Annotated in this window: 24 protein-coding genes; 18 read left to right on the forward strand and 6 right to left on the reverse strand. The window is 63.5% G+C overall.

Annotated features, from left to right (window positions below; all coding sequences use genetic code 11):
* Positions 1 to 44 precede the first annotated feature (44 nt).
* Positions 45 to 698: a fructose-6-phosphate aldolase gene (gene fsa, locus NKJ32_RS00600; protein ID WP_023678103.1), complete on the reverse strand. Its 654-nt coding sequence runs from the start codon at positions 696 to 698 to the stop codon at positions 45 to 47.
* 90 nt (positions 699 to 788) lie between these two features.
* Between fsa and NKJ32_RS00605 the strand changes: the two genes are divergently transcribed.
* The 8 genes from NKJ32_RS00605 to lepB all read left to right on the forward strand — a co-directional run bounded on the left by NKJ32_RS00605 (position 789) and on the right by lepB (position 9,951).
* The gene (locus tag NKJ32_RS00605; RefSeq protein ID WP_352826640.1) at positions 789 to 2,972 is read left to right on the forward strand and encodes a primosomal protein N'; all 2,184 of its coding nucleotides are present in this window, start codon (positions 789 to 791) and stop codon (positions 2,970 to 2,972) included.
* A gap of 108 nt (positions 2,973 to 3,080) precedes the next feature.
* A complete protein-coding gene (locus NKJ32_RS00610; RefSeq protein ID WP_023678101.1) occupies positions 3,081 to 3,476 on the forward strand; it encodes an AGROH133_08824 family phage infection protein in 396 nt (131 codons plus the stop codon).
* Between the two features lie 246 nt (positions 3,477 to 3,722).
* Entirely contained in the window at positions 3,723 to 4,283 is a 561-nt protein-coding gene (locus NKJ32_RS00615; RefSeq protein ID WP_023678100.1) for a F0F1 ATP synthase subunit delta, read from the forward strand.
* Complete coding sequence (atpA, locus tag NKJ32_RS00620; protein ID WP_023678099.1) at positions 4,283 to 5,812, forward strand: F0F1 ATP synthase subunit alpha; 1,530 nt, start codon at positions 4,283 to 4,285, stop codon at positions 5,810 to 5,812. Before NKJ32_RS00615 ends, atpA begins: the two co-directional genes overlap by 1 nt.
* A gap of 28 nt (positions 5,813 to 5,840) precedes the next feature.
* A complete protein-coding gene (locus NKJ32_RS00625) occupies positions 5,841 to 6,725 on the forward strand; it encodes a F0F1 ATP synthase subunit gamma (protein ID WP_023678098.1) in 885 nt (294 codons plus the stop codon).
* 67 nt (positions 6,726 to 6,792) lie between these two features.
* Positions 6,793 to 8,358, forward strand: a complete 1,566-nt coding sequence (atpD, locus tag NKJ32_RS00630) for a F0F1 ATP synthase subunit beta (protein ID WP_023678097.1) — start codon at positions 6,793 to 6,795, stop codon at positions 8,356 to 8,358.
* 118 nt (positions 8,359 to 8,476) lie between these two features.
* Positions 8,477 to 8,884, forward strand: a complete 408-nt coding sequence (locus NKJ32_RS00635; protein WP_023678096.1) for a F0F1 ATP synthase subunit epsilon — start codon at positions 8,477 to 8,479, stop codon at positions 8,882 to 8,884.
* Positions 8,885 to 8,973: 89 nt separating this feature from the next.
* Positions 8,974 to 9,951 (forward strand): signal peptidase I, encoded by a 978-nt coding sequence (lepB, locus tag NKJ32_RS00640; protein ID WP_502901084.1) that lies wholly within the window; start codon positions 8,974 to 8,976, stop codon positions 9,949 to 9,951.
* A gap of 1 nt (position 9,952) precedes the next feature.
* Here the strand turns inward: lepB and uxuA are convergent, their stop codons facing one another.
* Both uxuA and NKJ32_RS00650 read right to left on the reverse strand, forming a co-directional pair.
* A complete protein-coding gene (gene uxuA, locus NKJ32_RS00645; RefSeq protein ID WP_352826641.1) occupies positions 9,953 to 11,131 on the reverse strand; it encodes a mannonate dehydratase in 1,179 nt (392 codons plus the stop codon).
* On the reverse strand, positions 11,128 to 12,654 hold the full coding sequence (locus tag NKJ32_RS00650; RefSeq protein ID WP_352826642.1) for a mannitol dehydrogenase family protein: 1,527 nt from the start codon (positions 12,652 to 12,654) through the stop codon (positions 11,128 to 11,130). Before NKJ32_RS00650 ends, uxuA begins: the two co-directional genes overlap by 4 nt.
* A 175-nt stretch (positions 12,655 to 12,829) precedes the next feature.
* On the opposite strand from NKJ32_RS00650, the gene uxaC reads away from it, so the two are divergent.
* The 9 genes from uxaC (at position 12,830) to recQ (ending at position 22,166) form a co-directional block, all read left to right on the forward strand.
* Positions 12,830 to 14,239, forward strand: coding sequence for a glucuronate isomerase (gene uxaC / locus NKJ32_RS00655; protein WP_352636902.1), 1,410 nt, complete (start codon positions 12,830 to 12,832; stop codon positions 14,237 to 14,239).
* Positions 14,240 to 14,276: 37 nt separating this feature from the next.
* Complete coding sequence (locus tag NKJ32_RS00660) at positions 14,277 to 15,254, forward strand: TRAP transporter substrate-binding protein (protein ID WP_023678091.1); 978 nt, start codon at positions 14,277 to 14,279, stop codon at positions 15,252 to 15,254.
* 103 nt (positions 15,255 to 15,357) lie between these two features.
* Entirely contained in the window at positions 15,358 to 15,885 is a 528-nt protein-coding gene (locus NKJ32_RS00665; RefSeq protein ID WP_023719697.1) for a TRAP transporter small permease, read from the forward strand.
* Between the two features lie 4 nt (positions 15,886 to 15,889).
* Positions 15,890 to 17,170 carry a TRAP transporter large permease gene (locus NKJ32_RS00670; protein ID WP_023678089.1) on the forward strand — a complete coding sequence of 427 codons (1,281 nt, stop codon included), beginning with the start codon at positions 15,890 to 15,892 and terminating at the stop codon, positions 17,168 to 17,170.
* Positions 17,171 to 17,180: 10 nt separating this feature from the next.
* Positions 17,181 to 17,957, forward strand: a complete 777-nt coding sequence (locus NKJ32_RS00675; RefSeq protein WP_023678088.1) for a FadR/GntR family transcriptional regulator — start codon at positions 17,181 to 17,183, stop codon at positions 17,955 to 17,957.
* A gap of 28 nt (positions 17,958 to 17,985) precedes the next feature.
* Positions 17,986 to 18,843, forward strand: a complete 858-nt coding sequence (gene kduI, locus NKJ32_RS00680) for a 5-dehydro-4-deoxy-D-glucuronate isomerase (RefSeq protein WP_352826644.1) — start codon at positions 17,986 to 17,988, stop codon at positions 18,841 to 18,843.
* A complete protein-coding gene (gene kduD / locus NKJ32_RS00685; RefSeq protein WP_352644661.1) occupies positions 18,840 to 19,607 on the forward strand; it encodes a 2-dehydro-3-deoxy-D-gluconate 5-dehydrogenase KduD in 768 nt (255 codons plus the stop codon). Before kduI ends, kduD begins: the two co-directional genes overlap by 4 nt.
* A gap of 24 nt (positions 19,608 to 19,631) precedes the next feature.
* The gene (locus NKJ32_RS00690; RefSeq protein WP_352636897.1) at positions 19,632 to 19,970 is read left to right on the forward strand and encodes a cupin domain-containing protein; all 339 of its coding nucleotides are present in this window, start codon (positions 19,632 to 19,634) and stop codon (positions 19,968 to 19,970) included.
* 360 nt (positions 19,971 to 20,330) lie between these two features.
* Entirely contained in the window at positions 20,331 to 22,166 is a 1,836-nt protein-coding gene (gene recQ, locus NKJ32_RS00695) for a DNA helicase RecQ (protein WP_352826646.1), read from the forward strand.
* A gap of 45 nt (positions 22,167 to 22,211) precedes the next feature.
* Here recQ and NKJ32_RS00700 read toward each other — a convergent pair whose 3' ends face one another.
* Complete coding sequence (locus NKJ32_RS00700; RefSeq protein ID WP_352594359.1) at positions 22,212 to 23,297, reverse strand: DUF1186 domain-containing protein; 1,086 nt, start codon at positions 23,295 to 23,297, stop codon at positions 22,212 to 22,214.
* A gap of 56 nt (positions 23,298 to 23,353) precedes the next feature.
* Between NKJ32_RS00700 and NKJ32_RS00705 the strand changes: the two genes are divergently transcribed.
* Complete coding sequence (locus NKJ32_RS00705) at positions 23,354 to 24,502, forward strand: hypothetical protein (protein WP_352454999.1); 1,149 nt, start codon at positions 23,354 to 23,356, stop codon at positions 24,500 to 24,502.
* On the opposite strand, the gene NKJ32_RS00710 is transcribed toward NKJ32_RS00705, so the two are convergent.
* Both NKJ32_RS00710 and NKJ32_RS00715 read right to left on the reverse strand, forming a co-directional pair.
* Positions 24,499 to 24,753, reverse strand: coding sequence for a hypothetical protein (locus NKJ32_RS00710; protein ID WP_352594357.1), 255 nt, complete (start codon positions 24,751 to 24,753; stop codon positions 24,499 to 24,501). The two genes, NKJ32_RS00705 and NKJ32_RS00710, sit on opposite strands and share 4 nt — an antisense overlap.
* A 174-nt stretch (positions 24,754 to 24,927) precedes the next feature.
* A complete protein-coding gene (locus NKJ32_RS00715) occupies positions 24,928 to 25,845 on the reverse strand; it encodes an alpha/beta fold hydrolase (protein ID WP_352569543.1) in 918 nt (305 codons plus the stop codon).
* Positions 25,846 to 26,257 lie beyond the last annotated feature (412 nt).

Genomic DNA, 26,257 nt, shown 5'->3' on the forward strand with positions numbered 1-26,257 from the left:
AAAAGGCCGATTGCTCGGCTTTTTTTGTTCGTAGGATAGTCGCTTCAGCCGATCTTCTGCCCGGTCTTTGCCCAGTCGGCGAGGAACAGTTCCAGGCCCTTGTCGGTCAGCGGGTGCTTGACCAGCGCCTTGAGCGTCGCCGGCGGCGCGGTGATGACATCGGCACCGATCAGCGCCGCCTGCTTGACATGGTTCACGGTACGCACCGAAGCGGTCAGGATTTCAGTCTGGAAGTCATAATTGTCGTAGATGGTGCGGATATCGGCAATCAGCTCCATGCCGTCCCAGCCGCTATCGTCGATGCGGCCGACGAAGGGCGAGATGAAGGAGGCGCCGGCCTTGGCGGCGAGCAGCGCCTGGGTGGCCGAGAAGCACAGCGTGACGTTGACCATGCGGCCGTCCGACCGGATGTCCTTGCAGGCTCTCAGGCCGTCGAGCGTCAGCGGCACCTTGATGCAGACATTGTCGGCGATCCTGGCCAGGATCTTGGCCTCCGCCATCATGTCCTTGTATTCGGTGGCGACGACTTCGGCCGAGACTGGGCCCTTGACGATCTCGCAGATCTCTCTTGTGACGTCGGCGATCTTGCCGCCGGATTTCAGGATCAGCGACGGATTGGTGGTTACGCCGTCGAGCAGCCCCAAATCGTTCAGCTCGCGGATTTCCTTGACATCGGCGGTGTCGACAAAAAATTTCATGGCGGTCTCCTGAAGATTTTTCATGTGCACGTCATGCACATTTGGGGTCGGACTTTGATCTAGACCAAAGTCGGGGCAAGGTCACGCCTCATGATCGAAGATTCGCCCTTTGTCGCGGCCGCACCGGTGCTGGTGCCGATGCCCGCCGAGCGCCCCTACACCTATGCCGTGCCGGCTGGCATGCGCGTGGTGCCGGGCTCGATCGTGCGCGTTCCGCTTGGGCCCCGCCAGGTCGCCGGCATCGTCTGGGACGGCGCCGTCGAAAAGGTCGACGCGAAGAAATTGCGGCCGATCGAGCAGGTTTTCGACTGCCCGCCGATCGACCGCGCGATGCGGCGTTTTGTCGATTGGGTGGCGCAGTACACGCTGTCGCCGCCCGGCATGGTGGCGCGCATGCTGCTCAGGGCGCCGGAGGCGTTCGACCCGGAGCCGTGGATCGAAGGGCTGCAGCGCACGTTCGCCAAGCCCGACCGGATGACGGAGGCGAGGACGCGCGTGCTGGAGACGGCCGAAGGCGGACTTGCCTGGACGCGATCCGGCCTGGCGCATGCGGCAGGCGTGTCGTCGACGGTGGTGGACGGGCTGCGGGTGCAGGGCGTATTCCAGACGGTGATGATCCCGCCGCGGCCGGTGGTCGCAGCACCCGATCCCGGCTACGCCGTGCCTTCACTGATGCCCGACCAGAGCGATGCCGCCGAGACGCTGCGCGCCAATGTCGCGACCGGTACATTCGGCGTCACCCTGCTCGACGGTGTAACCGGATCCGGCAAGACGGAGGTCTATTTCGAGGCGGTCGCGGCCGCGCTCGATCGCGGCAAGCAGGTGCTGATCCTGCTGCCGGAAATCGCGCTGACCCACGCCTTCCTCGAACGCTTCCAGGAGCGGTTCGGCGCCAAGCCGGCGGAGTGGCACTCGGACCTGCCGCCAAGGATGCGCGAAAAGGTCTGGCGGCAGGTAGCGGAAGGCGGCGTGCGGGTCGTCGCAGGCGCGCGCTCGGCGCTGTTCCTGCCATTCAGGGAGCTTGGACTGATCGTCGTCGACGAAGAGCACGATCCCGCCTACAAGCAGGAGGATCGCGTCTTTTACAACGCGCGCGACATGGCCGTGGTGCGCAGCCATATCGGCGGCTTTCCGGTCGTGCTCGCCTCGGCGACACCGTCGGTCGAAAGCCGGGTCAATGCCAGCCAGGGCCGCTACAGCAGGGCGGTGCTTTCGGCGCGCTTTGCCGAGGCGGCACTTCCCGATCTCAAGACGATCGACATGCGCCGCGCGCCGCCGGCACGCGGCGGCTTCCTGTCGCCTGTACTGCTCGGCCATATACGGCAGACGCTGGAAAGAAAGGAACAGTCGCTGCTGTTCCTCAACCGGCGCGGCTATGCGCCGCTGACGCTCTGCCGGGTCTGCGGCCACCGCTTCGGCTGTCCGGTCTGCTCGGCCTGGCTGGTCGAGCACCGCTTTCGCGGCCAGCTCGTCTGCCACCACTGCGGGCACAATGAACGCCGGCCCGAAGCCTGTCCGGAATGCGGCACGCTCGATCATCTGGTCGCCTGCGGGCCAGGCGTCGAGCGCATCGCCGAGGAGGTCGTCGCGCATTTCCCCGATGCCCGCACCATCGTCTTGTCGTCCGACCTGATGGGCGGCGTGCGGCGGCTGCGGCTCGAGCTTGAAGCCATCGCCAATGGCGAGGCCGACATCGTCATCGGCACACAACTCGTCGCCAAGGGCCATAATTTCCCCAACATGACGCTGGTCGGTGTGGTCGATGCCGATCTCGGCCTTGCCAATGGCGACCCGCGCGCCGCCGAGCGCACCTTCCAACTGCTCAGCCAGGTGACCGGCCGCGCCGGCCGCACCGGCAAGAAAAGCCTCGGCCTGCTGCAGACCTTCCAACCCGACCACCCGGTGATGCGCGCGATCGTCTCAGGCGATGCCGAGGCCTTCTACGAGCGCGAGATCGCCGAGCGTGAGCGGGCGGGGCTGCCGCCCTTCGGCAGGCTCGCCGGCGTCATCGTCAGCGCGGCGACACGGGCCGAAGCCGAAGGGCACGCCCGTGCCCTGCGTCGCGCCGCGCCGCAGGCCAGCGACCTGTTCGTGCTCGGCCCGGCCGAGGCGCCGCTGTCGTTGATCGGCGGCCGCCATCGCTTTCGCCTGCTGATCCAGGGCGAACGGCGCGCCGACATGCAAGGGTTCATTCGCACCATGCTGGCCGAGGGACCGAAGATAAGGGGCTCGGTGCGAGTCCAGGTCGACATCGACCCGCAGAGCTTTTTGTGAAGGGGCTCAGAGGACAGGCTTCCGTAAATTGCCGATGCCCATCTGGCGTATGTCTCTTGCTTCGTTAGAATGCCCGAAATTTTGAATATCCATTTACGAGGGGACAACATGGAATTTGCGTTTCCGTGGCCGATGAGCCAGGGCGAGTGGCTGGCATGGTCGAGCGCCGTGGTGACCTTGCTGTTCGGCCTGCTGCTGTTCCTGGCGCCAGGATTGGCCTTCCGGATCCTGCGGCTGCAGGTCAGACCGGAGAAGGCAGCGGCGATCGCCGAGGGGCGCGGCCGGATGTCGGGCTTCTATCTCGGCCTCAGCCTGTGCTGCATCCTCCTGGCGCAGCCGCTGCTCTATATGGCGCTCGGCTTCTCCTGGCTGTTCACCGCCTTCGGCCGGCTGCTGTCGATGATGTCGGACGGCGCCAACACGCCGTTCAACTGGGCATCCATCGTCGTCGAGCTGGTGCTGGCGGCGCTGCCTCTGGCCTTCGCCTTCGGCTTTTTGCCCTGAATCAGGGATCAATCCGGGGTTGGTTGCTGAACTCGGCCGGCGGATGCGACAATAGTGCCTGAAAACCATGCCGGACGACGCATTGCGGTCTGAAAATGCCTGTGCTAGACGGCAATCGACTTTCGACCGGGGATAGCGGAAGCCGCGCCTCCGTGCTTGGAAAAATGCAGTAAGGTCAAAGATTTAGCCAGAGTTTTTGCTCGCGCCAACAATCTGCGGCCTGTCAGACAAGAGAAAAGACGGTCCGTGGCCCAATCGTCATCGCCAATCTCAGGTGTCGCAGAACGCTATGCGGGTTCGCTGTTCGAACTCGCGCTGCAGGCCAATTCGGTCGCCAGCGTCGAGGCCGACCTCAATAGGTTCGAAACGATGCTCGAAGGCAGCGCTGACCTTTCGCGGCTGATCAGGAGCCCTGTCTTCTCCAGCGAGGACCAGGCCAAGGCGATCGCCGCGATCGCCGACAAAGCGGGGATCACCGGCCTCACCGGCAATTTCCTGCGCGTCGTTGCCCAGAATCGCCGGCTATTTGCCGTGCCCGGCATGATCAAGGCGTTCCGCCAGATCGCCGCCGAACACCGCGGCGAGACCGCCGCCGAGGTTACCTCGGCGCATGCGCTGACGCCTGCCCAGGAAACCGAGCTGAAGGCAGCGCTGAAAAGTGTCGCCGGCAAGGATGTGGCGATCACGGTCACCGTCGATCCGTCGCTGCTCGGCGGACTGGTGGTCAAGATCGGCTCGCGCCAGATCGATACGTCGCTCAAAACCAAACTCAATTCGCTCAAGCTTGCACTGAAAGAGGTCGGCTGATGGACATCCGCGCCGCGGAAATTTCCGCAATTCTGAAAGACCAGATCAAGAATTTCGGCAAGGAGGCCGAGGTCTCCGAAGTCGGCCAGGTGCTGTCCGTCGGTGACGGTATCGCCCGCGTCTACGGCCTCGACAATGTCCAGGCCGGCGAGATGGTCGAGTTCCCCGGCGGCATCCGCGGCATGGCGCTCAACCTCGAAGCCGACAATGTCGGCGTTGTCATCTTCGGCGCCGACCGCGACATCAAGGAAGGCGACACCGTCAAGCGCACCGGCGCCATCGTCGATGCGCCCGTCGGCATGGGCCTGCTCGGCCGCGTCGTCGACGCGCTCGGCAACCCGATTGATGGCAAAGGCCCGATCCAGGCCACCGAACGCAAGCGCGTCGACGTCAAAGCGCCCGGCATCATCCCGCGCAAATCGGTGAACGAGCCGATGTCGACCGGCCTCAAGGCCATCGACGCGCTGATCCCGGTCGGCCGCGGCCAGCGCGAACTGGTCATCGGCGACCGCCAGACCGGCAAGACCGCGATCATCCTCGACACCATGCTCAACCAGAAATCGGTGCACGACAACGGCCCTGAGAAGGAAAAGCTGTACTGCGTCTATGTCGCCGTCGGCCAGAAGCGCTCGACGGTGGCGCAGTTCGTCAAGGTCCTGGAAGAGCGCGGCGCGCTCGACTATTCGATCATCGTCGCCGCGACCGCCTCCGATCCGGCGCCAATGCAGTTCCTGGCGCCGTTCACCGCCTGCACCATGGGCGAATATTTCCGTGACAACGGCATGCACGCGCTGATCAGCTACGACGACCTGTCGAAGCAGGCCGTCGCCTATCGCCAGATGTCGCTGCTGCTGCGCCGTCCGCCGGGCCGCGAAGCCTATCCCGGCGACGTTTTCTACCTGCACTCGCGCCTGCTCGAGCGCGCCGCCAAGCTCAATGACGAAAACGGCGGTGGGTCGCTGACGGCGCTGCCGATCATCGAAACGCAGGCCAACGACGTGTCGGCCTATATCCCGACCAACGTCATCTCGATCACCGACGGCCAGATCTTCCTGGAAACCAATCTGTTCTTCCAGGGCGTGCGCCCGGCGGTCAATGTCGGCCTTTCGGTGTCGCGCGTCGGCTCCTCGGCGCAGATCAAGGCGATGAAGCAGGTTGCCGGGTCGATCAAGGGCGAGCTCGCGCAGTACCGCGAAATGGCTGCTTTCGCGCAGTTCGGCTCCGATCTCGACGCCGCCACGCAACGCCTGCTCAACCGCGGCTCGCGTCTGACCGAGCTGTTGAAGCAGCCGCAATTCTCGCCGCTCAAAGTCGAGGAGCAGGTCGCGGTGATCTTCGCCGGCGTCAACGGCTATCTCGACAAGCTGGCGGTCAACCAGGTCGGCAAGTTCGAGCATGGTCTGCTGTCGCATATGCGCTCGGCCGGCAAGGACGTGCTCGACGGCATCCGCAAGGAGAAGGCGCTGTCCGACGATCTGCGCGCCAGGCTGAAGGCAGAAATCGACGCCTTCGCCAAGACCTTTGCTTGAGCAGGACGGACGGGATCAGGTTTGAAGCATGCCTTCGTTAAAAGACCTTCGTAACCGTATCGCCTCGGTCAAGGCGACGCAGAAGATCACCAAGGCGATGCAGATGGTCGCCGCGGCGAAGCTGCGTCGCGCGCAGGAAGCGGCGGAAGCGGCGCGTCCCTATTCGGAGCGCATGGGCGCGGTGCTGGCCAATATCACCCAGGCGATCGGCGGCGGCGGCGATGCCCCGGCGCTGATGACCGGCACCGGCAAGGACGACGTGCATCTGCTTGTCGTCTGCACGGCCGAACGCGGTCTGTGCGGCGGTTTCAATTCGCAGATCGCCCGCTTTGCCCGCGACCACATCCGCAAGCTTCTGGCCGACGGCAAGCAGGTCAAGATCATCTGCGTCGGCAAGAAGGGGTTCGACATATTGCGCCGCGACTACGGGGCGCTGATCATCGAGCGTGTCGACCTGCGCGAGGTCAAGACGCTGGGCTTCGTCAATGCCGATGCCATCGCCAAGAAGGTGATCCACCTGTTCAACGAAGGCGGCTTCGACATCTGCACGCTGTTCTATTCGCAGTTCAAGTCGGTGATCAGCCAGATCCCGACGGCGCAGCAAATTGTCCCGGCGGGCGCGCCTGCGGCTGGCGCGGAAGTGAAGGACGGCGGCAGCGCCGTCTACGAATACGAGCCGGAGCCGGGCGAGATCCTCTCCGATCTCATCCCACGCAACATTTCCGTGCAGGTTTTTCGCGCGCTGCTCGAGAATGCTGCCGGCGAGATGGGCGCCAAGATGAGCGCCATGGACAATGCGACGCGCAACGCCGGCGACATGATCAACAAATTGTCGATCACCTACAACCGCCAGCGGCAGGCGCAGATCACCAAGGAATTGATCGAAATCATTTCGGGCGCCGAGGCGCTCTAGGCACGCCCACAAGGAGGTCATCGACCTCAAGCGTGTGAGAAACAAAGAGACGAAAAGGGTAAAGACGATGGCGAAAGCAGCGACCCCGAAGACGGCAGCCCCTAAGGCCGCGGCACCAGCGAAGGCTCCGGCAGCAGCAAAGGCCGCTCCGGCCAAGAAGGCGGCAGCAACCAAGGCCGCCGCTGTGAATACGCCGGCCGCCACCATCAAGAAAACCGGCCTGGCAGGCAAGGTTCGCCAGGTCATCGGCGCCGTTGTCGACGTCCAGTTTGGCGAACATCTGCCGGCGATCCTGAACGCGCTTGAGACGATCAACGTCGGCAATCGCCTGGTGCTAGAGGTGGCCCAGCATCTCGGCGAAAACACCGTGCGCTGCATCGCCATGGACTCGACCGAAGGTCTGGTCCGCGGCCAGGACGTCTATGACACCGGTGCACCGATTACCGTGCCGGTCGGCCCGGGCATGCTCGGCCGCATCATCAACGTCATCGGCGAGCCGGTCGACGAGGCAGGCCCGGTCGACGGCATCGAGATGCGCTCGATCCACCAGCCGGCGCCGACCTATGTCGAGCAGTCGACGGAAGCGCAGATCCTGGTCACCGGCATCAAGGTGCTCGACCTGCTGGCCCCCTATGCCCGCGGCGGCAAGATCGGCCTGTTCGGCGGCGCCGGCGTCGGCAAAACGGTGCTGATCCAGGAACTGATCAACAACGTCGCCAAGGCGCATGGCGGCTTCTCGGTGTTCGCCGGCGTCGGCGAGCGCACCCGCGAAGGCAACGACCTCTATCACGAGTTCATCGAGTCCGGCGTCAACAAGAAGGGCGGCGGCGAAGGCTCCAAGGCCGCGCTCGTCTATGGCCAGATGAACGAGCCGCCGGGCGCCCGCGCCCGCGTCGGCCTGACCGGCTTGACGGTTGCCGAATATTTCCGCGACCAGGGCCAGGACGTGCTGTTCTTCGTAGACAACATCTTCCGCTTCACGCAGGCGGGCTCGGAAGTGTCGGCGCTGCTCGGCCGCATTCCTTCGGCCGTGGGCTACCAGCCGACGCTGGCTACCGACATGGGCGCGCTGCAGGAGCGTATCACCACGACGACCAAGGGTTCGATCACCTCGGTGCAGGCGATCTATGTGCCGGCCGACGACCTGACCGACCCGGCACCGGCGACCTCGTTCGCCCACCTCGACGCGACGACCGTGCTCAACCGCGCGATTTCGGAAAAGGGCATCTATCCGGCCGTCGATCCGCTCGATTCGACCTCGCGCATGCTCGACCCGATGGTTGTCGGCGAAGAGCATTACCAGGTCGCCCGCCAGGTGCAGTCGATCCTTCAGCGTTACAAGTCGCTGCAGGACATCATCGCCATCCTGGGCATGGACGAGCTGTCGGAAGAGGATAAGCAGACCGTGGCCCGCGCCCGCAAGATCGAGCGCTTCCTGTCGCAACCCTTCTTCGTCGCCGAAGTGTTCACCGGCGCACCGGGCAAGCTGGTCGACCTCGCCGACACCATCAAGGGCTTCAAGGGCCTTTGCAACGGCGATTACGACCATCTGCCGGAGGCCGCCTTCTACATGGTCGGCGGCATCGAGGAAGCGGTCGAGAAGGCACAGCGCCTGGCCGCCGAAGCGGCCTGATGGTGAATGGTCAATAGTGAATTGTGAATGGGGAGTAGCGGATAGGAAATCGGGGCTGAGTGAAGGTCATTCTTTCTGACCGTTCACCATTCACCATTCACCAGTCGCTAAACTGATCATGCCTGAAGCTTTCAAATTCGAACTGGTCTCGCCGGAGCGCCTCTTGGTTTCCGAGCAGGTCGAATCCGTCGTCATTCCGGGCGCCGAAGGCGAGATGACTGTCATGGCGCATCACGCGCCGGTCATGACCACAATCAAGCCGGGCGTCGTTACGCTGAAGACCGCGCAAGGCAAGGAAGAGCGCTATGTGGTGTTCGGCGGCTTTGCCGACATCGTTCCGGCCGGCTGCACGCTTCTGGCGGAATCGGCGGTAGCCGTCGGCGACATCGACCGCGCCGACCTTGCCCGCCGCATCCAGGAGGCCAGGGAAGACGCCGCCGACGCCAAGGACGACCAGACCCGCAGCAAGGCCGAGCAGTTCCTCAACCAGCTTACGACGCTTGAAGGTGCGCTGTTGCCGGCGTGAGTTCCGGTCAAATGACTAACTGAAAAAGCGGGCTTGCCCCGCTTTTTTGTTTGGTGGACAGTCTGGCTGCCTTGGCGTGGGGGTGGCCGATGACAGAACAAGCAGTGCAACAAGAAACTATCTCGCGATCCAGATGGTCGACGGCCCTGGTTTCGGCCTATGGCGGCCCGTTTGGCGGGTTCCTCTGGATCGGCAGCGGCAAACTGGCGGTCGCCAGCCTGGTGGTGATCAGCGTCGTCGTTTTCGCGCTTATTTACATTGGCTTTCCGGTATTGCCTGGCGTCGATCTTGCTTGGTGGGCCAATTTTTCAGGGATCGGTTTGATGGCCCTGTGGGCAGCGATCGTTGTTCCCTTCGCGCACCGGTTCAAGCCGGACAGATGGTACGCGCGTGGGCTTTCGGTGCTGGTGCTCGTCTTTCTGACCTCGTATCCGGCTGCATTCGCAATACGCGCGTTCCTGCTCCAGCCTTTTTCGATTCCCTCCAGCAGCATGGTGCCGACGTTGCAGGAAGGCGACTATCTCTTCGTCTCCAAAATGGCATACGGCTACAGCCGCTACAGCGTGCCGTTCAACTTGCTTCCCGTTGATGGACGTATATTCGGCGCGGAACCCAAAAGGGGAGATGTGGTTGTCTTCAAGTTCCCGCCCGATCCGAGCGTGGACTACATCCAGCGGATTGTCGGCCTTCCCGGCGAGAAGATCCAGATCATCGACGGGGTGCTTCACATCAACGATGTCGCGGTGGGACTCGACGATATTGGTACTTTTTCGTCCGACGAGTTCTCGAGAGCCAAGCTCCAAAGCGAAACCTTGCCGGGGGGTGTCACCCATTCCGTTCTCAACCTCACCGACAACTCGATCGGCGACAATACGCGCGTGTTTGAGGTGCCCGCAGGCCACTACTTCGTGCTTGGCGACAACCGCGACAATGCCTCCGACAGCCGGTTCAGTGTCGCGTTTGTTCCCTATGAAAATCTGGTCGGCAAGGCCCTGCGGCTGTTCTGGAATTCCAAAGGTACCGATTATTCGTCTCGACAGACGCTGAACGGCCAGGCGAGCAAGTAGCTCAAACTGTCAGTGCCTCTACTGCGCGCATGACGCCGCGCAGTTCGGCGAGGCCCTTCAGGCGGCCGATGCAGGAATAGCCGGGGTTCACCTTCTTGCCGATGTCGTCGATGATGGCGTGGCCATGGTCGGGACGCATCGGCATCTGCCAGTCCGCCCTGCCGGCTGCCTTGCGTCGCCGTTCTTCGCCAATCAGCGCCGACACGACCGCCACCATGTCGGTGTCGCCGTCGAGGTGCTCGGCTTCGTGGAAAGAGCCGTCTGGCTCCTTGGTGACGTTGCGCAGATGGGCGAAATGGATGTTTTCGGCGAAGGCCTTGGCCATCGTCGGCAGATCGTTCTGCGCGCCCGCACCGTAGGAGCCGGTGCACAGCGTCAGCCCGTTAGCCGGCGAAGCGACCGCGTCGAGCAGCGCGCGGGCATCGGCTGCCTTGGAAACGATGCGCGGCAGGCCAAACAACGAAAAAGGCGGATCGTCGGGGTGGATCGCCATTCTGACTCCGGCCTCTTCGGCGATCGGCACGATCTCGCGCAGGAAAGCAAACAGGTTTTCGCGCAGTCCTTCGGTGGAGACGTCCTTGTAGAGGTCGAGGGCGCGGCGAAAGCTTGCCCGATCGAAGATGAATTCGCGCGCCGGCACCCAGCCGATCAGGTTGCGCTCCAGCCTTGCCTTGTCGCTGTCGCTCATCCCTTGCAGCCGCGCACGCGCGGCCTCGATACGGGCCGGTGGGTGATCGGCCTCCGCCCCTTCTCGCTCAAGGATGAAGACGTCATAGGCGCAGAGCTCGACGACATCGAAGCGCAGCGCCGTGCCGCCATGCGGCATCGGGTAATCGAGGTCCGTCCGCGTCCAGTCGGTGATCGCCATGAAATTATAGCAGACGGTGTTGATACCGGCGGCGGCGACGGCGCGGATCGAGGCCTTGTAATTGTCGATCAGGCTGCGCCAGTCGCCGCTGCGGGTCTTGATGTCCTCGTGCACGACGATGCTTTCGACCACGTCCCAGGTCAGCCCTGCTGCCTCGATCTCGGCCTTGCGCCTGGCGATCTCGTCTGCCGGCCAGGCGCGGCCGTCGTTGAGGTGGTGCAGCGCGCTGACGATGCCGACGGCGCCGGCCTGACGGACATGGGCAAGCGTCACCGGATCGTCCGGCCCGAACCAGCGCCAGGTCTGTCTCATGGCTTCTCACTCCCTATGCCAAGCGCCGCCAAAGCTGCGGCAGTGCCGCCCCGCCGCAGGCGCTCGAGATGGGCTGCCGTCAGATCGATCAGTGTCATGCGGTGGGAATGGTCCTTGGCGAAGCCGGCGAGATCGAATATCGCTGTCACCGTCTCATCAGCCGGCCGGCTGCCGAGCGCCGTAAGCCGAGCGTCGATCGGGTCGGCAAAATGGGCTTCCGGCAAGGTTTTGCCGCGCGCCTCGCAAGCGGCGATCCAGGCCGCCACCACCAGCATGAGATGCGCGGGCGGGTCACCGGCGCCCAGTCGATCGAGGGCCGAGGCGACGATGCGCTGCGGCAGCTTCTGGCTGCCGTCATTGGCGATCTGCGCCGTGCGATGGGCGAGCGCCGTGTTCGAATAGCGTTCGGCGAGCTGGGCCGTGTAGCCGGCCGTATCGAGCCCGGCGTCCTGCGGCAGCGTCGGGATCGCCTCGGCCCATAGTCCGTCGACGAATTGCCGGATCGCCGGATCGGCAAAGGCGCGGTCGACCGTGTCGTCGCCGCTGAGCAGGCCGAGATAGGCGATTGCCGAATGCGAGCCGTTGAGCAGCCGCAGCTTCATGTCCTCGAAGGGCCCGACGTCGCCGACCATGGTGACGCCGAACTTTTCCCAGGCCGGCCTGCCAGCCGGGAAATCGTCTTCGACCACCCATTGGCAGAACGGCTCGGTCATCACCGGCCAGGCATCCTCGACGCCGAGCTCGACGGCGATACGCGCTCGGTCGGCGTCGGTGGTCGCCGGCACGATACGGTCGACCATGCTCGACGGAAACGCGACGCCGTCGGCAATGTGTGCGGCGAGCCTGGCATCGCCTGAAGCGGCGAGCCTGGCATCGCCTGAAGTGGCGAGCCTGGAATCGCGCAGCGCGGCGAATTCGACCAGCAGGCGGTGCAGCGTGGCGCCATTGGCCGGAAGGTTGTCGCAGCAGAGCACGGTGAAAGGCTGGATGCCGGCGGCACGGCGGCGCGACAGCGCCTCGGTCAGGAAACCATGCGCCGTCCGTGGCATTTGCGGGTTGGCCAGATCATGGACGATGTCGGGGTGGGTATTGTCGAGGCCGCCGCCGGCTGCCCTCAAATAGGCCTTTTCGGTGATCGTCAGCGTGACGATGCGGGTGCGCGGATCGGTCAGGGCGGCGAGCACCGCAGCCGGATCTTCCGGCGCCACCAGCAGCGACAGGATCGAGCCGACGACGCGCAGCTCTTCGCCGATGCTGCTCCTGATCGCCAGCGTGTAGAGGCCATCCTGCGGCTCCAGTGCGTCGCGCGTGTCAGGACTGCGCAAGGACACGCCGACAATGCCCCAGTCCGCCTCTCCCGCCGCCAGGCAGTCGTCGACATAGGCCGCCTGGTGGGCGCGATGGAAGGCACCGACACCGAGATGGACGATGCCCGGTGCGCCGCCGCCGCGGGCGTAGCGCGGAACCGTGACCGAAGCCGGCAGTGCCTTCAGCGTGCTGTTGGAAAGGCGTCTATTGGTCATTGCGCCACGTGTCTGATCGAGATTGTTGGGTCACTGCTGTCAGGCGGCGTAACACCCGATGCCGTCACGCACAATGGGCAATGGCCGACGAAAAGTCATCATACAACAACCCAGTTTTTGTATGTTGACATTATTTCTTTCCAACCCTACCGATGTCCGGATTGGGAGGATTTGCGTGGCCGCATTGACGGATCCGGATTTGCTGTTTGCCGCCGAGGCGCGCCCGCGTTCGCTGGCCCGTGATCTCTACGCCGCGGTCAAGGACCTGCCGATCGTCAGCCCGCACGGCCACACCGATCCGCGCTGGTATGCGCTCAACGAGGCGTTTCCCGATCCGGCGCAGTTGCTGATCGTGCCGGACCACTACATTTTCCGCATGCTGTTCAGCCAGGGCGTTCGGCTTGAGGAGCTTGGGGTGCCGACGCTTGACGGCTCGCCGGTGGAAACCGACGGCAGAACGATCTGGCGGCGCTTCGCCGAGCATTATTACCTGTTCCGGGGTACGCCGACCCGGCTGTGGTTCGACCATGTGCTTGCCCATCTGTTCGGCATCGACGAGCCGCTGACGGCCGCAACCGCCGACCGCCATTACGATATGATCTCGACCTTGCTGCAGTGGGAGAATTTTCGCCCGCGAGCGCTGTTCGAGCGCTTCAACATTGAAGTCATCGCAACGACCGAAGGCGCGCTCGACGATCTCAGATGGCACCAGATGATCCGCGACAGCGGCTGGGAGGGCCGCGTCATCACCGCCTATCGGCCGGATGCGATCGTCGATCCCGACTTCGAAGGGTTCTCGGCCAATCTCGACCGGCTTGGCGAGATCACCGGGTGCGATACCGGCAATTGGACAGGCTATCTCGAGGCGCACCGCCAGCGGCGCGCCTTCTTCAAGAGTTTCGGTGCGACTTCCTCCGATCACGGCCATCCGACGGCCGAAACCGCCAATCTCTCGGATGCCGCCGCGCAGGAGCTGTTCAACCGCATCCGCCGGGGCTCGGACGACGAGCGCGAGCGAAAGCTGTTCCGCGCCCAGATGCTGACCGAGATGGCCAAGATGAGCCGCGACGACGGGCTGGTCCTGCAGATCCATCCCGGCTCCTGGCGCAATCATTCGCCGGCTATCTTTCACAAGTTCGGCAGGGACAAAGGCTTCGATATTCCGACCCGAACCGACTATGTGACGGCGCTGAAGCCGCTGCTCGACTGCGTCGGGCTGGAGCGCGACCTCACCATCATCCTCTTCACGCTCGACGAGACCAGCTATGCGCGCGAGCTGGCGCCGCTCGCCGGCGTCTACCCGGCATTGAAGCTCGGCCCGGCCTGGTGGTTCCACGACAGCCCCGAAGGCATGCGCCGGTTCCGTGAGATGACCACCGAAACGGCCGGTTTCTACAACACCGTCGGTTTCAACGACGACACCCGCGCCTTTCCATCCATACCGGCCCGCCATGATGTGGCGCGCCGGGTCGATTGCGCATATCTGGCGCGTCTCGTCGCCGAGCATCGGCTCGGCGAGGACGAGGCGCACGAGCTGGCGCAGGAACTTGCCTATACGCTCGCGAAAAAGGCGTACCGGCTCTAACGGCGCTTGCCGCCATCGTTCAAACGGGAGGAAACCAATGCTGCATTTTTCAAGACTGGCGGGAGCTACGCTACTTGCCGCCGCACTGCTGGCCGGATCGGCAAGCGCCCAGACGGTCCTGCGCTCGTCCGACACGCACCCGGACGGCTATCCGACGGTCGAGGCGGTCAAATATTTCGGCGAGCTGGTGAAGGAGCGCACGGCCGGCCGCTATGTGGTCGAGATCTATCCTTCCGCGCAACTCGGCGAGGAAAAGGACACGATCGAGCAGGTGCGTACCGGCGTGATCGATCTCAACCGCGTCTCGATGGCGCCGTTCAACGGGCTCATCCCGGAGACCACCGTGCCCTCGCTGCCCTACATCTTCCGTTCGGAAGAGCATATGCACAAGGTCATGGACGGGGCGATCGGCGACCAGATCGCGGCGGCGTTCGACCAGGTCGGGCTGGTGCTGCTCGCCTTTTACGACGGCGGCTCGCGCTCCTTCTACAATTCGAAGAAGCCGATCAACACCGTGGCCGACATGGCCGGGATGAAGTTCCGCGTCATCCAGTCCGACATCTTCGTCGACATGGTGGCGGCACTCGGCGCCAACGCGACGCCGATGCCGTATGGCGAGGTGTATTCGGCGATCGAGACCGGAGTCATCGACGGCGCGGAGAACAATTTTCCGAGCTACGACACCGCCAAGCATGCGGAAGTCGCCAAGTACTATTCGCTCGACGAGCACACGATGGTGCCGGAAGCCTTCGTCATGGCGAAGTCGAGCTGGGACAAGCTGACGCCGGAAGACCAGGCGATCTTCAAGGCGGCCGCCAAGGAAAGCGTCGCCAAGCAGCGCGAGCTGTGGACCGCCAAGGTCAAGGAATCGCGCGCCAAGGTCGAGGCGGCCGGTTCGCAGATCACGACGCCGGACAAGCAGCCCTTCATCGACGCGATGGGGCCGGTCTACGAGAAGCACGTCAAGGACGACAAGCTGAAGGCCATGGTCGAAGCCATCAAGGCCGTGCAGTGATCAAGCGGCGGCGCGGACATTCGGTGCCGCCATCCTCCTGGGGAGAAAACCGGTGACTTCCAGCCCAAGACCAACACCGCTCCTGTCCGGCGTCGCGCAAGTGATGTCGCGCGTCAGCACGGCGGCGCTGTCGATCGCCGGCATCGGGCTGGTGCTGATGACCGCCTTCGTCGCCTGGCAGGTGTTCGGCCGCTATGTTCTGAACCGCTCGCCGAGCTGGACCGAGCCGGGCTCGGTGATGCTGATGAGCTGGTTCATTTTCCTCGGCGCTGCCGTCGGTGTGCGCGAGAACTACCATCTTGGCTTCGACGTACTGCTCTACGTGCTGCCGAAAGGCGGCAAGCGCTGGCTGCGGATGATTTCGGATCTTGTCGCGCTCGCCTTCGGCATCGGCATGATCTGGTATGGCAGCCAGCTGGTCGCATTGACCTGGGGCTCCGTCTTGCCGTCACTCGGCATATCGGGGGGCTGGGACTACGTCCCGCTTGTCGCGGGAGGCGCGCTCATCGTGCTCTTCACGCTGGAGCGCATCGTGCTTCGCCTCTCCGGCGCGCCGATCGACGATGCCCTCGATGAACTGCCGCCGGCCGAAGTCGCGGCCGAACTCGACACCGCCAACGTGAAGGTCTGACGCCATGGAACTGTGGATTCTCTTCGGCGTCTTCACCCTGCTGATGCTTATCGGCACGCCGATCGCTTTCTGCTTGGGCGTCGCAAGCCTCGCCACCGTCCTCTATATGGGCCTGCCGCCGCTCATCGTGTTCCAGCGCCTGAATTCCGGCATGAGCGTCTTTTCGCTGCTGGCCATTCCGTTTTTCATCTACGCCGGCGACTTGATGGTGCGCGGCGGCATCGCCAGCAAGATCGTTGCCTTCGCCGGCTCGCTCGTCGGCCATTTGCGCGGCGGCCTCGGCCAGGTCAACATTGCAACCGCTACACTGTTCGGCGGCATTTCCGGCTCAGCGGTTGCGGAGGCAGCGGCGGTAGGCGGCCTGATGATCCCGCAGATGAAGGCGCGCGGCTATGGAGCGGACTACGCCGTCAACGTCACGTCGATGGCGGCACTGATCGCGCTGCTGCTGCCGCCGTCGCACAACATGATCATCTACTCGATCTCGGCAGGCGGAAAGATCTCCATCGCCGATCTGTTCACGGCCGGTATCATCCCGGGCCTGCTGCTGGCCCTGTCGCTGATGGTCACCGCCTATATCGTGGCGCGCTCCCGCGGCTATCCGACCGAGGCGTTTCCGGGCTTCACCGCGGTCGCGCATCTTTTCGCCGTCGCCGTGCCCGGCCTGCTGCTGATCGCGATCATCTTCGGCGGCGTGCGATCGGGCGTCTTCACCGCCACCGAGAGTTCCTGTATCGCCGTCATCTATGCGCTGCTCGTGACCGTCTTCGTTTACCGGCAGATGACCTGGGAAGGGTTCGTTCATGCCACCCATGGCGCCGTGCGCACCACGGCCATGGTGCTGCTCATCATCGGCATGGCGGCGGCGTTCTCCTGGCTGATGGCCTTCCTGAAAGTGCCGGCAGCGCTCATCGCCTCCATGAATGCGATCTCGGACGATCCGCTGGTCGTGCTTCTGCTGCTCAACCTCTTGATGCTGTTCCTCGGCACGTTCATGGACATGGGGCCGACGATCATCATTTGCACGCCGATCTTCCTGCCCGTGGCGCAGGCCTACGGTGTCGATCCGGTGCATTTCGGCGTCATCATGATCCTCAATTTCGGCATCGGGCTGAACACGCCGCCGGTGGGCGCAGTTCAGTTCGTGGCGTGTGCCGTGGGCAAGATATCCGTCTGGGAATCGATGCGCTCGATCTGGCCATTCTATGGCGCAGGCCTCGTGGTGCTGGCGCTCGTCACTTACATTCCGGCCATTTCGCTATGGCTGCCGAGCGTCTTCAAATAGGGGGTGCGACATGGCATCGGACACTGCCGTCGGGCTCCGCGTCGAACGAAGACCGAAGCTTTCGGAAACCGTCGTCGCGGCGATCCGCAAGCAGCTGCAGGCGGGCGAGATCCAGCCTGGGCAAAAGCTGCCGACCGAGGGCCAGCTGACGGAAACCTTCGGGGTCAGCCGCACCGTGATACGCGAGGCGCTGGCCAAGCTTGCCGCGGACGGCCTGGTCGAGCCGCGCCAAGGCGCCGGCGTTTTCGTCACCGAACATATCTCGACAGCGTTTGGTGCTCTGGCAGCGGAGATGGGCAGCAAGGATTCGATTGCCCTCAACGTGCTCGAAGTCAGGTTGGCGATCGAGATCGAATCCGCCGGGCTCGCCGCCATCCGGCGCAACGCCGCGCAGGAAGCGGCAATCCAGGAAGCCTTCTTCGAGTTCGAACGGCTGCTCCTCAACAGCGAGCCAACTGGACCGGCCGACCTTGCCTTCCACCGCGCAATCGCCAGCGCCACCAACAATCCGTTCTATGTCGAGATGCTCGACGTGCTCGGCCGGCGCGCCATTCCTTGCGATGTGACCTCGCCCTGGTCGACCGAGTTCGCGCAGTCCGACGCCTACCAGCGCGGCCTGCAGCGCGAACACCTGATGATCCTCAACGCCATCTCGGCAGGCGATGCCGAGGCGGCGCGGGAGGCGATGCGCGGGCATCTCGGTGCCAGCCAGCAGCGCTATCGCGAGCGCCTGCACGCGCGCCAGGTTTTTTATGCCGACTCGGTCAAGGCCGCGGCAACTGAATAAGCAATTGAGGCAGCCCCATGGGACAGCAATGAATCACACTGACAATCATACGGATTTCACCTCCCGCTTCGCCATCGATCCTGTTTCTGCCGCAGCCATGGGAACGGACGAGCTGCGACACAATTTCCTGATCGAGGACTTGTTCCAGCCCGGCCGCATCGGCCTGACCTACACCCATTACGACCGCATGATCGTCGGCGGCGCTATGCCCGCCGGTACACCGCTGCCGCTGCAGGCGATCAAGCCGACCGGGACCAAGAATTTTCTCGACCGCCGTGAGATGATCATCGTCAACATCGCCGGTGCAGGCGTCGTCAAAGCCGGCGGCCAATCCTACGAGCTGCAGGCACGCGACATGCTCTATCTCGGCATGGGCACCGATGAGGTGTCGTTCGCTGCGACCAATCCGGCTGAGCCGGCTAAGTTCTACCTGCTCAGCGCGCCGGCGCATCAGAGCCATCCCAACCGGCTGATCCGCATCGGCGATGCCAAGCGGCTCGATCTCGGCAGCCAGGCAACCTCCAACGAGCGCTCGATCTTCCAGTTCATCCATGCCGATGGGGTAAAGACCTGTCAGCTTGTCGTCGGCATGACGCAGCTTGCCCCCGGTTCCGTCTGGAACACCATGCCATGCCATGTGCATGACCGGCGCATGGAGGCCTATCTCTATTTCGACCTGCCGGAGGCGGCGCGGGTGTTTCACTTCATGGGCGAACCGGACGAAACGCGCCATCTCGTCATGCGCAACGAGGAGGCGGTGCTGTCGCCGGGATGGTCGATCCATTCGGGCGCCGGCACCTCGAACTACGCCTTCATCTGGGCGATGGCCGGCGACAATGTCGACTATACCGATGTCGACCTGGTGGCGATGGAGGAGCTCAAGTGAGCGACCTCTCTGCGTTCAGCCTTGCCGGCAAGCGCATCCTCGTTACCGGCGCCAATACCGGCATCGGCCAGGGCATCGCCGTGTCGATCGCGCGCGCCGGTGGCGCGGTGGTCGGCGTCGGCCGGTCGGCGATGGACGAGACGGCGGAGAGGATTGAAGCGGCCGGCGGGCGCTTCGAGGCGGTCCGCTGCGACCTTGGCGACGATGCCGCCGCCCAGGCGATGCTTGACCGCGTCTGGGACGACACCGGGCCGCTCGACGGCCTGGTCAACAATGCGGGCATCATCCGGCGTGCCGATGCGGTCGACCTCACCGAAGCCGACTGGGATGACGTCATCGGCGTCAATCTGAAGACGGTGTTCTTCCTCAGCCAGAGTTTTGCCAGGCGCGTGCTTGCCGAATCTGGACGGCGCGGCAAGATCGTCAACATAGCTTCGGTGCTGAGTTTCCAGGGCGGCATCCGCGTCGCCTCCTACACCGCCTCCAAACATGGCGTGCTCGGCATCACACGGCTGCTGGCGTGCGAATGGGCGGCAAAGGGGATCAACGTCAACGGCATTGCGCCCGGCTATATCGAGACCAACAACACCGAGGCGCTGCGCACCGATCCCGACCGCAGCGCTTCGATCCTGGCGCGCATTCCGGCCGGCCGCTGGGGCGCGCCGGAAGACATCGGCGACGCAGCCGTCTTCCTGCTGGCGCCAGCGTCCAACTACATGCACGGCGCGGTGGTGCCGGTGGACGGCGGCTGGCTGGCACGATGAACAACAAAAGGTGAGAGTTTGGCGATGACCGGAACCAAAATCTTCTCGCATGCCGGCGAGGCTGCGTGGACGCCGACGCCGGATGGCAACCGCAGGCGCGTGCTCCTGCACACGGATGAACTGATGATGGTCGAATTCGGTTTCGACAAGGGTGGTGTCGGTGCATTGCACTCGCACCCGCATGTCCAGGCGAGCTACGTCGCCGAAGGTCGCTTCGAAGTCACCATCGACGGCAGGACCGAGGTCCTGGAAACCGGCAGCAGCTTCATCGTTCCTTCCAACCTTGTCCATGGCGTCAAGGCGCTGCAGGCGGGACGGCTGGTCGACAGCTTCACGCCACACCGCGCCGATTTCCTCGACTGAGCTGCGGGCCCGAAGATCAGGCAGCCGGTTCTCAGAAAAAAACCCGCGCCTCCGGAGAGACGCGGGCGTGTTGCCTGGGCGCTTGTGGCGCCGCGGTACTCAAAACATCACCGCAGAACCTGAACCTGCCGAATGATAGTGAAGATAGGATTAACCGCTCCGAGGCGGTGCGATATTCACAGCCAAAGCGAATAGGGGCTGGAACGACGGCCTCATATCGGCCAATGAGAGAGAAGTTCGCCTCAGGCGGTGCCGCGGACAGGACCAGAGGGGTCGATAAATGTTCGAATCTGCTGTCCAGGCAATCACCTGGCGATTCGCCGGGGAATTTCGGCAGGTCGTATCCCCGAAAGTTCTGTAATGCAGGTAGCAGCGAGCATCCCGGCAGAGGATTCCAAGCGGCGCGTCCTGAAGGATGTATTCGGCTTCGATGATTTTCGTCTCGGCCAGGCGGCCGTGATGGAGGCGCTGCTGGCCGGGCATCATGTGCTGGCTGTCATGCCGACCGGCGCCGGCAAATCGCTCTGCTACCAGGTCCCGGCGCTGGTGCTGGGCGGGCTCACCATTGTCGTTTCGCCGCTGGTGGCCCTGATGCAGGATCAGGTCGCCGCATTGCGCCTTGCCGGCGTGGCGGCCGATACGATCAATTCCTCGCTCGACCGCGACGCCAATGTCGCTGCATGGCGCCGTGTCGCGGCAGGCCAGACGCGCCTGCTCTATCTTGCACCGGAGCGGCTAATGACGGTGCGAATGCTCGAGGCGTTGACCAAGCTCGATGTCCGGCTGATCGCCATCGACGAGGCACATTGCATCTCCCAATGGGGACCGGCGTTCCGGCGCGAATACGAAGAATTGTCGAGACTACGTGATATCTTCCCGAAAGTGCCGATCATTGCGTTGACGGCGACGGCGGACGAGACGACGCGCACCGACATTGCCGCGCAACTGTTCGACGGGCGCGTCGATACCGTGGTGCTCGGCTTCGACCGGCCGAACATCAAGCTAAGCATTGAGCCCAAGCAGGACAGCAAGCGCCAACTGCTCGGCTTCGTGCAGCGCCATGCGGGCCGCAGCGGGATCGTCTATTGCCTGTCACGCAAAAAGACCGAAGAGATGGCGGCGTTCCTCGAGCGGAACGGCGTACGCGCGCTCGCCTATCATGCCGGCATGAGCAAGGACGCGCGTGAAGCGAATCAAAACGCTTTCATGACCTTGTCCGGCGTGGTGATGGTGGCGACCATCGCCTTCGGCATGGGGATCGACAAGCCGGATGTCGCCTATGTCTTCCACACCGACCTGCCGGGCAGCTTGGAGGCCTATTATCAGGAAATCGGGCGGGCGGGCCGCGACGGGCGGGCGGCCGAGGCACATATGCTGTTCGGTCTCGGCGATATCCGCATGCGGCGGCTTTTCATCGAAGACGAGGATGCGCCGGCTGAGCACAAAAGGCGCGCGCATGGCCGACTCGATACGCTGATCGGTTATTGCGAGACGACGCAGTGCCGCCGTCAGATCCTGCTTGGCTATTTCGGCGAAAGTGCTTCGCCTTGCGGCAATTGCGACAACTGCCTCGACCAGGCGCCGCATGCGGATGGCGAGGCGGAGGCGCGGATCATCCTGGCGGCGATCGCACAGACCGGCGAGCGCTTCGGCGTCGCCCATGTCGTCGATGTGCTGCTCGGCCATGAGACCGAGAAGGTCCTGGACAGGAACCACCACAGGCTTGCCAGCTTCGGCACCGGTGTGGCGCATAAAAGGAGTTTCTTGCTGTCGCTGCTCCGCCAACTCGTCGCGGGAGGGTTCCTGACATTGGACTCAGCCGGCCATGGCGGCCTCGCCATTGCCGAGAAGGGCCGTGCGCTGGCTCGGGGCGAGGCTTCATTCCGGTATCGCGTGGACGCGCGCCAGTCATCGCGAGGCAAGATACGTCCTGAGGATACCGCAGCAGGCACGGAAGGTCTGGATTCGGCGCTGCTGGCCGCGCTCAAGGCTGTACGGCTGCGTCTTGCCCGGGAACGCCAGGTGCCGGCCTTCGTGATCTTTTCGGATCGTACACTGATCGATATGGCCGAACGCTGCCCGCGTGATCTGGACGCCTTCGCCGCGGTCAACGGCGTCGGCGCCGCCAAGCTCAAGGATTTCGGCGAGATATTCCTCGGCGCGATCGCTGCGCATCAATCCGCTGGATCGGCGTGAGGGTAGCCAAAAATCAAACTCGCAATTGCGCGACACTGCAACAGGTTAGTTTGCCAGGCAGCATTTCTTTGCTTTCTTGCCGCTTCCACAGGGACACGGATCATTGCGTCCGACATGGCGCCAAGGATTTGTGACCGGCGCTGTCAATCTCGACAACTCGTCGAGCCAAGTTTGTTCCGGCAAGGGCGATTGCCAATCTTCCTCGCCAAAATACTCAAGGTGGCTGGTCCATTCCAACGCTTCAAGCACGTCGTCGATATAGCCGAGAGCGGCGCGCTCGAATCGATCCATGTCGTTTGGGCTTTGCTCGGCGGCCAGGAGATCGTCTTCGAAATCGCGGCGGTCGATTACCCCTTCGGGGATGCGGCCGTCGTCCCATGCGCTGTGAACAAGTGACGCCAGATCGCGCAAGCCAAGCAGGGCGATCGCCCCCAGCCAGGCGATCCAGGCGAAATCGTCGTCATCGGCCAGCCTCTCGGTGTGGAATCGCTCGAGAAAATCTCGCATTCGGTCACGCTCGATGCGGCCTTCCCAGGTCAGGAAGGTCGCTGCGCCCAAAACTGCATCGCGGACGAATTCATCGACGGAGCGGTCGCTGATCAAACTGAACAAAGCGTCGGCGTCGCCATCAAATACGCCGGCGACGATACGCGCCATGCTCTCGGTCACCACGTCGCCGAGCAGGTCATCGAGGTCGCGTCCCGGCCGGCGCAGCAGGCGCAACAAGGGCCCGAACGTTCTAGTGTCGCGAGCGCCGCCCAGAATGTAGATGCCTCGCAAGAGCAGCATCTGATCATCCCGCGACAGAGCCTCTCCTTCGGCCGCTCTTGTGACGACGGCACGCAGCGCGGGAGCCGATTCTTCAATCCTCGCTATGCAGTGAATGATTGCGACATCCGGCAATTGCTGCTCGTTTGCCACGGCATGTAGTTGATCTTCTATCGGACCGAGATCGAAGCCGGGCTTGCCCCGGCCAAGGACGGAGTCCAGTGCTTCTTTCTTCATGGCATCCTCGCTGCCGTTCGCGCTTGCCAAATCTACGACAGGCCGGCTGCCTTTCAACAGTTCATCCGCACAAACGGCAAATTCCTGTGCAGAAAGTACCAGACGGGGCGAGTTCGATCTCGACACAGCTCTATCCTGAACTGACCTGTGGGGGACGAGGATCGGCCAGCAGCCAAGCAACCATGAGCGAATATCAATACTACGAGTTTCGGGCGGTCGACCGCCCACTCAGCGAAGCGGATCGCCGGGACTTGCGCGATGTGTCGACGCGGGCGCGGATTACGGCCACGAGCTTCACGAATTTCTACGAGTGGGGCGACTTTAAAGGCGATCCGGTCGCGTTGATGCGGCGTTGGTTCGATCTTCATCTCTATTTGGCGAATTGGGGCACCCACCGGCTGATGATCCGGTTTCCAGCGCGATTAATCGACCGGCAGCGTCTCGAGGGATTCCTGCATGCGGTCGATTGCCTCGAGATCAGCACGTCCGGCGAGAACCTGATCGTCGACATCCTGTGCGAAGAACTGGAACCTGCGGACGATTGGGATAATTGGGACGACGACTCGCACTGGCTCGAAGCACTGGCGCCGCTGCGCGCCGACGTGCTCGGCGGCGATCTGAGGCTTTTCTACCTGCTGTGGCTGAAGGCGGCCGAGATCGGTTCCGTCAAGCCGGACGAGGCGGAGCCTTTGCCGGGGATCGGCCCGATGACGCCCGCGCTCGACGCTTTCGCGCGCTTCTTTCAGCTCGACGCCGACCTCGTCGCTGAGGCGGCCGAGCGTCCCGCCGGCACGACAACGGAATTGTCGCCGGATATGGTCCGGCGTTCAGTCGGCGCCTTGTCCGATCATGAAAAGACGACGCTGCTCGTTCGTCTCGTCGACGGCGATCGGCATGTTGAAAACGAGCTTCGGGCGTTCGTCCGGAATCGCTCGATGTTGAAAGTCTCTGTTGGAAGCCCCATGGCCACTGTTCCGCGCTCGGCCGGCGAACTGCGAGCCCGTGCCGAGGCGATCCGTCAGGCCCGCGAGCGCGCGCAGGAGGAGCAACGAGAGGCTGAAAGAAAACGGCAGGCGGCGGAAGAGGCGCGCGCTCGCCGTATTCGGCTCGATGCGCTCTCGCGACGCGGCGAAAGCGTCTGGCGTGAGGTGGAGAGCGAGATCGAACGCCGCAACCCTCCCGGCTACGATGAGGCCGCCAGCCTTCTGCTCGACCTCAAGGCAATCGCCGAGGAATGTGGCACGACCCACGATTTTGCTCGCAGGCTGCAGGCGATCCGCGATCGGCATATCCATAAGAGGCGTTTTATCGAACGGCTAAGAGACGATTAGCACCGGCTTCGTCTCGCCGCGGCAATCGCAGCCTCCTGCTGCCGCAAGCGCTCGATCTTCGCACTCTGGCGGGCAGCCACGGTCGAGGCGACACGCTGCCCTCCCAGCAGCCAGCCCGGAATGTTGGTGTGGACGACTTTGCCACGAGCGATGGCTGTCGCCGACATTTCGTCGGCGACAGCGCCGATCGCCACGTTGAGCTCGACGCAACTCATCTTGTCGTATTTCGCAGCATCAAAGGATGCCGGCAAAGGCGATGCGCAACTTCCGACAAACATGAGGCTGCATATCAGAGGCGTGGACGTGGAGATCGCCTTCATTCCCTTATCAAGCACATTGATGCCGGACGGGCGGATTTTCGGAGGGTTCTCGATCTAGGGCCGCGAAGCACTCGCGAGGTTCCGCGTAACTGAAGCATGTGACCTCTACAATACTCTGTGCTGACCGACCTGTTTGTCTTCAAAGAATTCCGAGAGAGCCGCTGCCGTCTTGTCGGGGTGCTCTTCCGGGAAAAAGTGCCCGCCTTGGACAGCGCATCCTGCCACTCTGTCGGCCCATTTCCTCCAGATGGCCAGCGGCCCGCCTTCTTGCGCATACCAGTTCTCCAGGGCGCCTTCGCCACTCCATAGCGCCAGTAGCGGACAGTCGATGCGACGACCGTTTGCGCGGTCCAGCGCGTCATGTTCACGATCGATCGTCGCAGCGGCGCGATACTCTTCGCAGATGGCATGAATATGCGCGGGATCGCGAAGCGCATCAACATAGGCGTTCCTGACCTCTTTGGAGACCATTTTCGCCGACGATCCCCAGTGCGTAATTGCATCGTCGACGACAGCATCGGGAGCCGCGCCGATCAGACGCTCCGGCAGGGGCTCCGGCTGCGCAAGAAGGCTCCAGGGCCAGAAGCCGAGCGCCAGTCTGGCATCCGCCCGATCCCACGTTGCGGCGGTGGGGATGATGTCGAGGACGGCGATTTTGAGCACTTTGTCGGGATGGTCGAGCGCCAGGCGATAGGTAACCCGCCCGCCGCGATCATGCCCGGCAACCATGAACCGCTCAAACCCCAGCTGCTTCATGGCCTGAACCATGTCGCCGGCCATGGCGCGTTTGGCGTATGGGCTATGATCGGCAGAGGAAATCGGACATCCGCTTTGCCCATAGCCTCGAAGGTCGGCGGCGACCACCGTGAAGCGGAGCGCCAAGGCTGCGGCGATATCCCTCCACATCAGATGCGTTTCTGGAAAACCGTGAAGAAGCAGCAGCGGCGGACCGGTGCCTCCGACCCTTGCGAAAATCGTCGTATCGTCCAGTCGTAGGCTGGTGGCTCTGAACCCTGCAAACACCGTCAGCTTCCTCCGCGCCCTTAGGAAAGCTCCCTAAGGGCGCTAACGGCCGCCTGGGGCGAAAACCCCGGCCGCGATGGCCAGGGTTCAAGCCGGCCAGTTGCTAGAATCGAAACCAGACCCAGACGCGCCTGCGGAAGCACCGCCTGCGCCGATAGCCGTTTCGCCAGTAAACGCGACAGACCCTTCTCCAAGCGCGCCGGCGGCGCCGGCGCGGCCGGTGCCACCGGCGATGATAGACTGGTTGCAACTCTGCTTGAGTTTCATCGTCGTCGAAGGTCTCGACATCCGGCGCCTCGAGTTCATCGAGAATGCCGCTTCTGGCAGTTGGAACGCCGGCCACTGCGTTGATTGGCCGAACTGTGCTTGCAAGGGCCGCGGCCCCGGCAATGCCAAACATTCCTGTCAAAAA

Source organism: Mesorhizobium sp. M0159, assembly GCF_040322295.1.
Taxonomy (GTDB): domain Bacteria; phylum Pseudomonadota; class Alphaproteobacteria; order Rhizobiales; family Rhizobiaceae; genus Mesorhizobium.

Excerpts from the sequence above, each read along its gene's own strand:
- fsa (WP_023678103.1), bottom strand. The coding sequence starts at position 698 with ATGAAATTTTTTGTCGACACCGCCGATGTCAAGGAAATCCGCGAGCTG.
- NKJ32_RS00605 (WP_352826640.1), top strand. The coding sequence starts at position 789 with ATGATCGAAGATTCGCCCTTTGTCGCGGCCGCACCGGTGCTGGTGCCG.
- NKJ32_RS00610 (WP_023678101.1), top strand. The coding sequence starts at position 3,081 with ATGGAATTTGCGTTTCCGTGGCCGATGAGCCAGGGCGAGTGGCTGGCA.
- atpA (WP_023678099.1), top strand. The coding sequence starts at position 4,283 with ATGGACATCCGCGCCGCGGAAATTTCCGCAATTCTGAAAGACCAGATC.
- NKJ32_RS00625 (WP_023678098.1), top strand. The coding sequence starts at position 5,841 with ATGCCTTCGTTAAAAGACCTTCGTAACCGTATCGCCTCGGTCAAGGCG.
- atpD (WP_023678097.1), top strand. The coding sequence starts at position 6,793 with ATGGCGAAAGCAGCGACCCCGAAGACGGCAGCCCCTAAGGCCGCGGCA.
- NKJ32_RS00635 (WP_023678096.1), top strand. The coding sequence starts at position 8,477 with ATGCCTGAAGCTTTCAAATTCGAACTGGTCTCGCCGGAGCGCCTCTTG.
- lepB (WP_502901084.1), top strand. The coding sequence starts at position 8,974 with ATGACAGAACAAGCAGTGCAACAAGAAACTATCTCGCGATCCAGATGG.
- uxuA (WP_352826641.1), bottom strand. The coding sequence starts at position 11,131 with ATGAGACAGACCTGGCGCTGGTTCGGGCCGGACGATCCGGTGACGCTT.
- NKJ32_RS00650 (WP_352826642.1), bottom strand. The coding sequence starts at position 12,654 with ATGACCAATAGACGCCTTTCCAACAGCACGCTGAAGGCACTGCCGGCT.
- NKJ32_RS00660 (WP_023678091.1), top strand. The coding sequence starts at position 14,277 with ATGCTGCATTTTTCAAGACTGGCGGGAGCTACGCTACTTGCCGCCGCA.
- NKJ32_RS00665 (WP_023719697.1), top strand. The coding sequence starts at position 15,358 with ATGTCGCGCGTCAGCACGGCGGCGCTGTCGATCGCCGGCATCGGGCTG.
- NKJ32_RS00670 (WP_023678089.1), top strand. The coding sequence starts at position 15,890 with ATGGAACTGTGGATTCTCTTCGGCGTCTTCACCCTGCTGATGCTTATC.
- NKJ32_RS00675 (WP_023678088.1), top strand. The coding sequence starts at position 17,181 with ATGGCATCGGACACTGCCGTCGGGCTCCGCGTCGAACGAAGACCGAAG.
- kduI (WP_352826644.1), top strand. The coding sequence starts at position 17,986 with ATGAATCACACTGACAATCATACGGATTTCACCTCCCGCTTCGCCATC.
- NKJ32_RS00690 (WP_352636897.1), top strand. The coding sequence starts at position 19,632 with ATGACCGGAACCAAAATCTTCTCGCATGCCGGCGAGGCTGCGTGGACG.
- recQ (WP_352826646.1), top strand. The coding sequence starts at position 20,331 with ATGCAGGTAGCAGCGAGCATCCCGGCAGAGGATTCCAAGCGGCGCGTC.
- NKJ32_RS00705 (WP_352454999.1), top strand. The coding sequence starts at position 23,354 with ATGAGCGAATATCAATACTACGAGTTTCGGGCGGTCGACCGCCCACTC.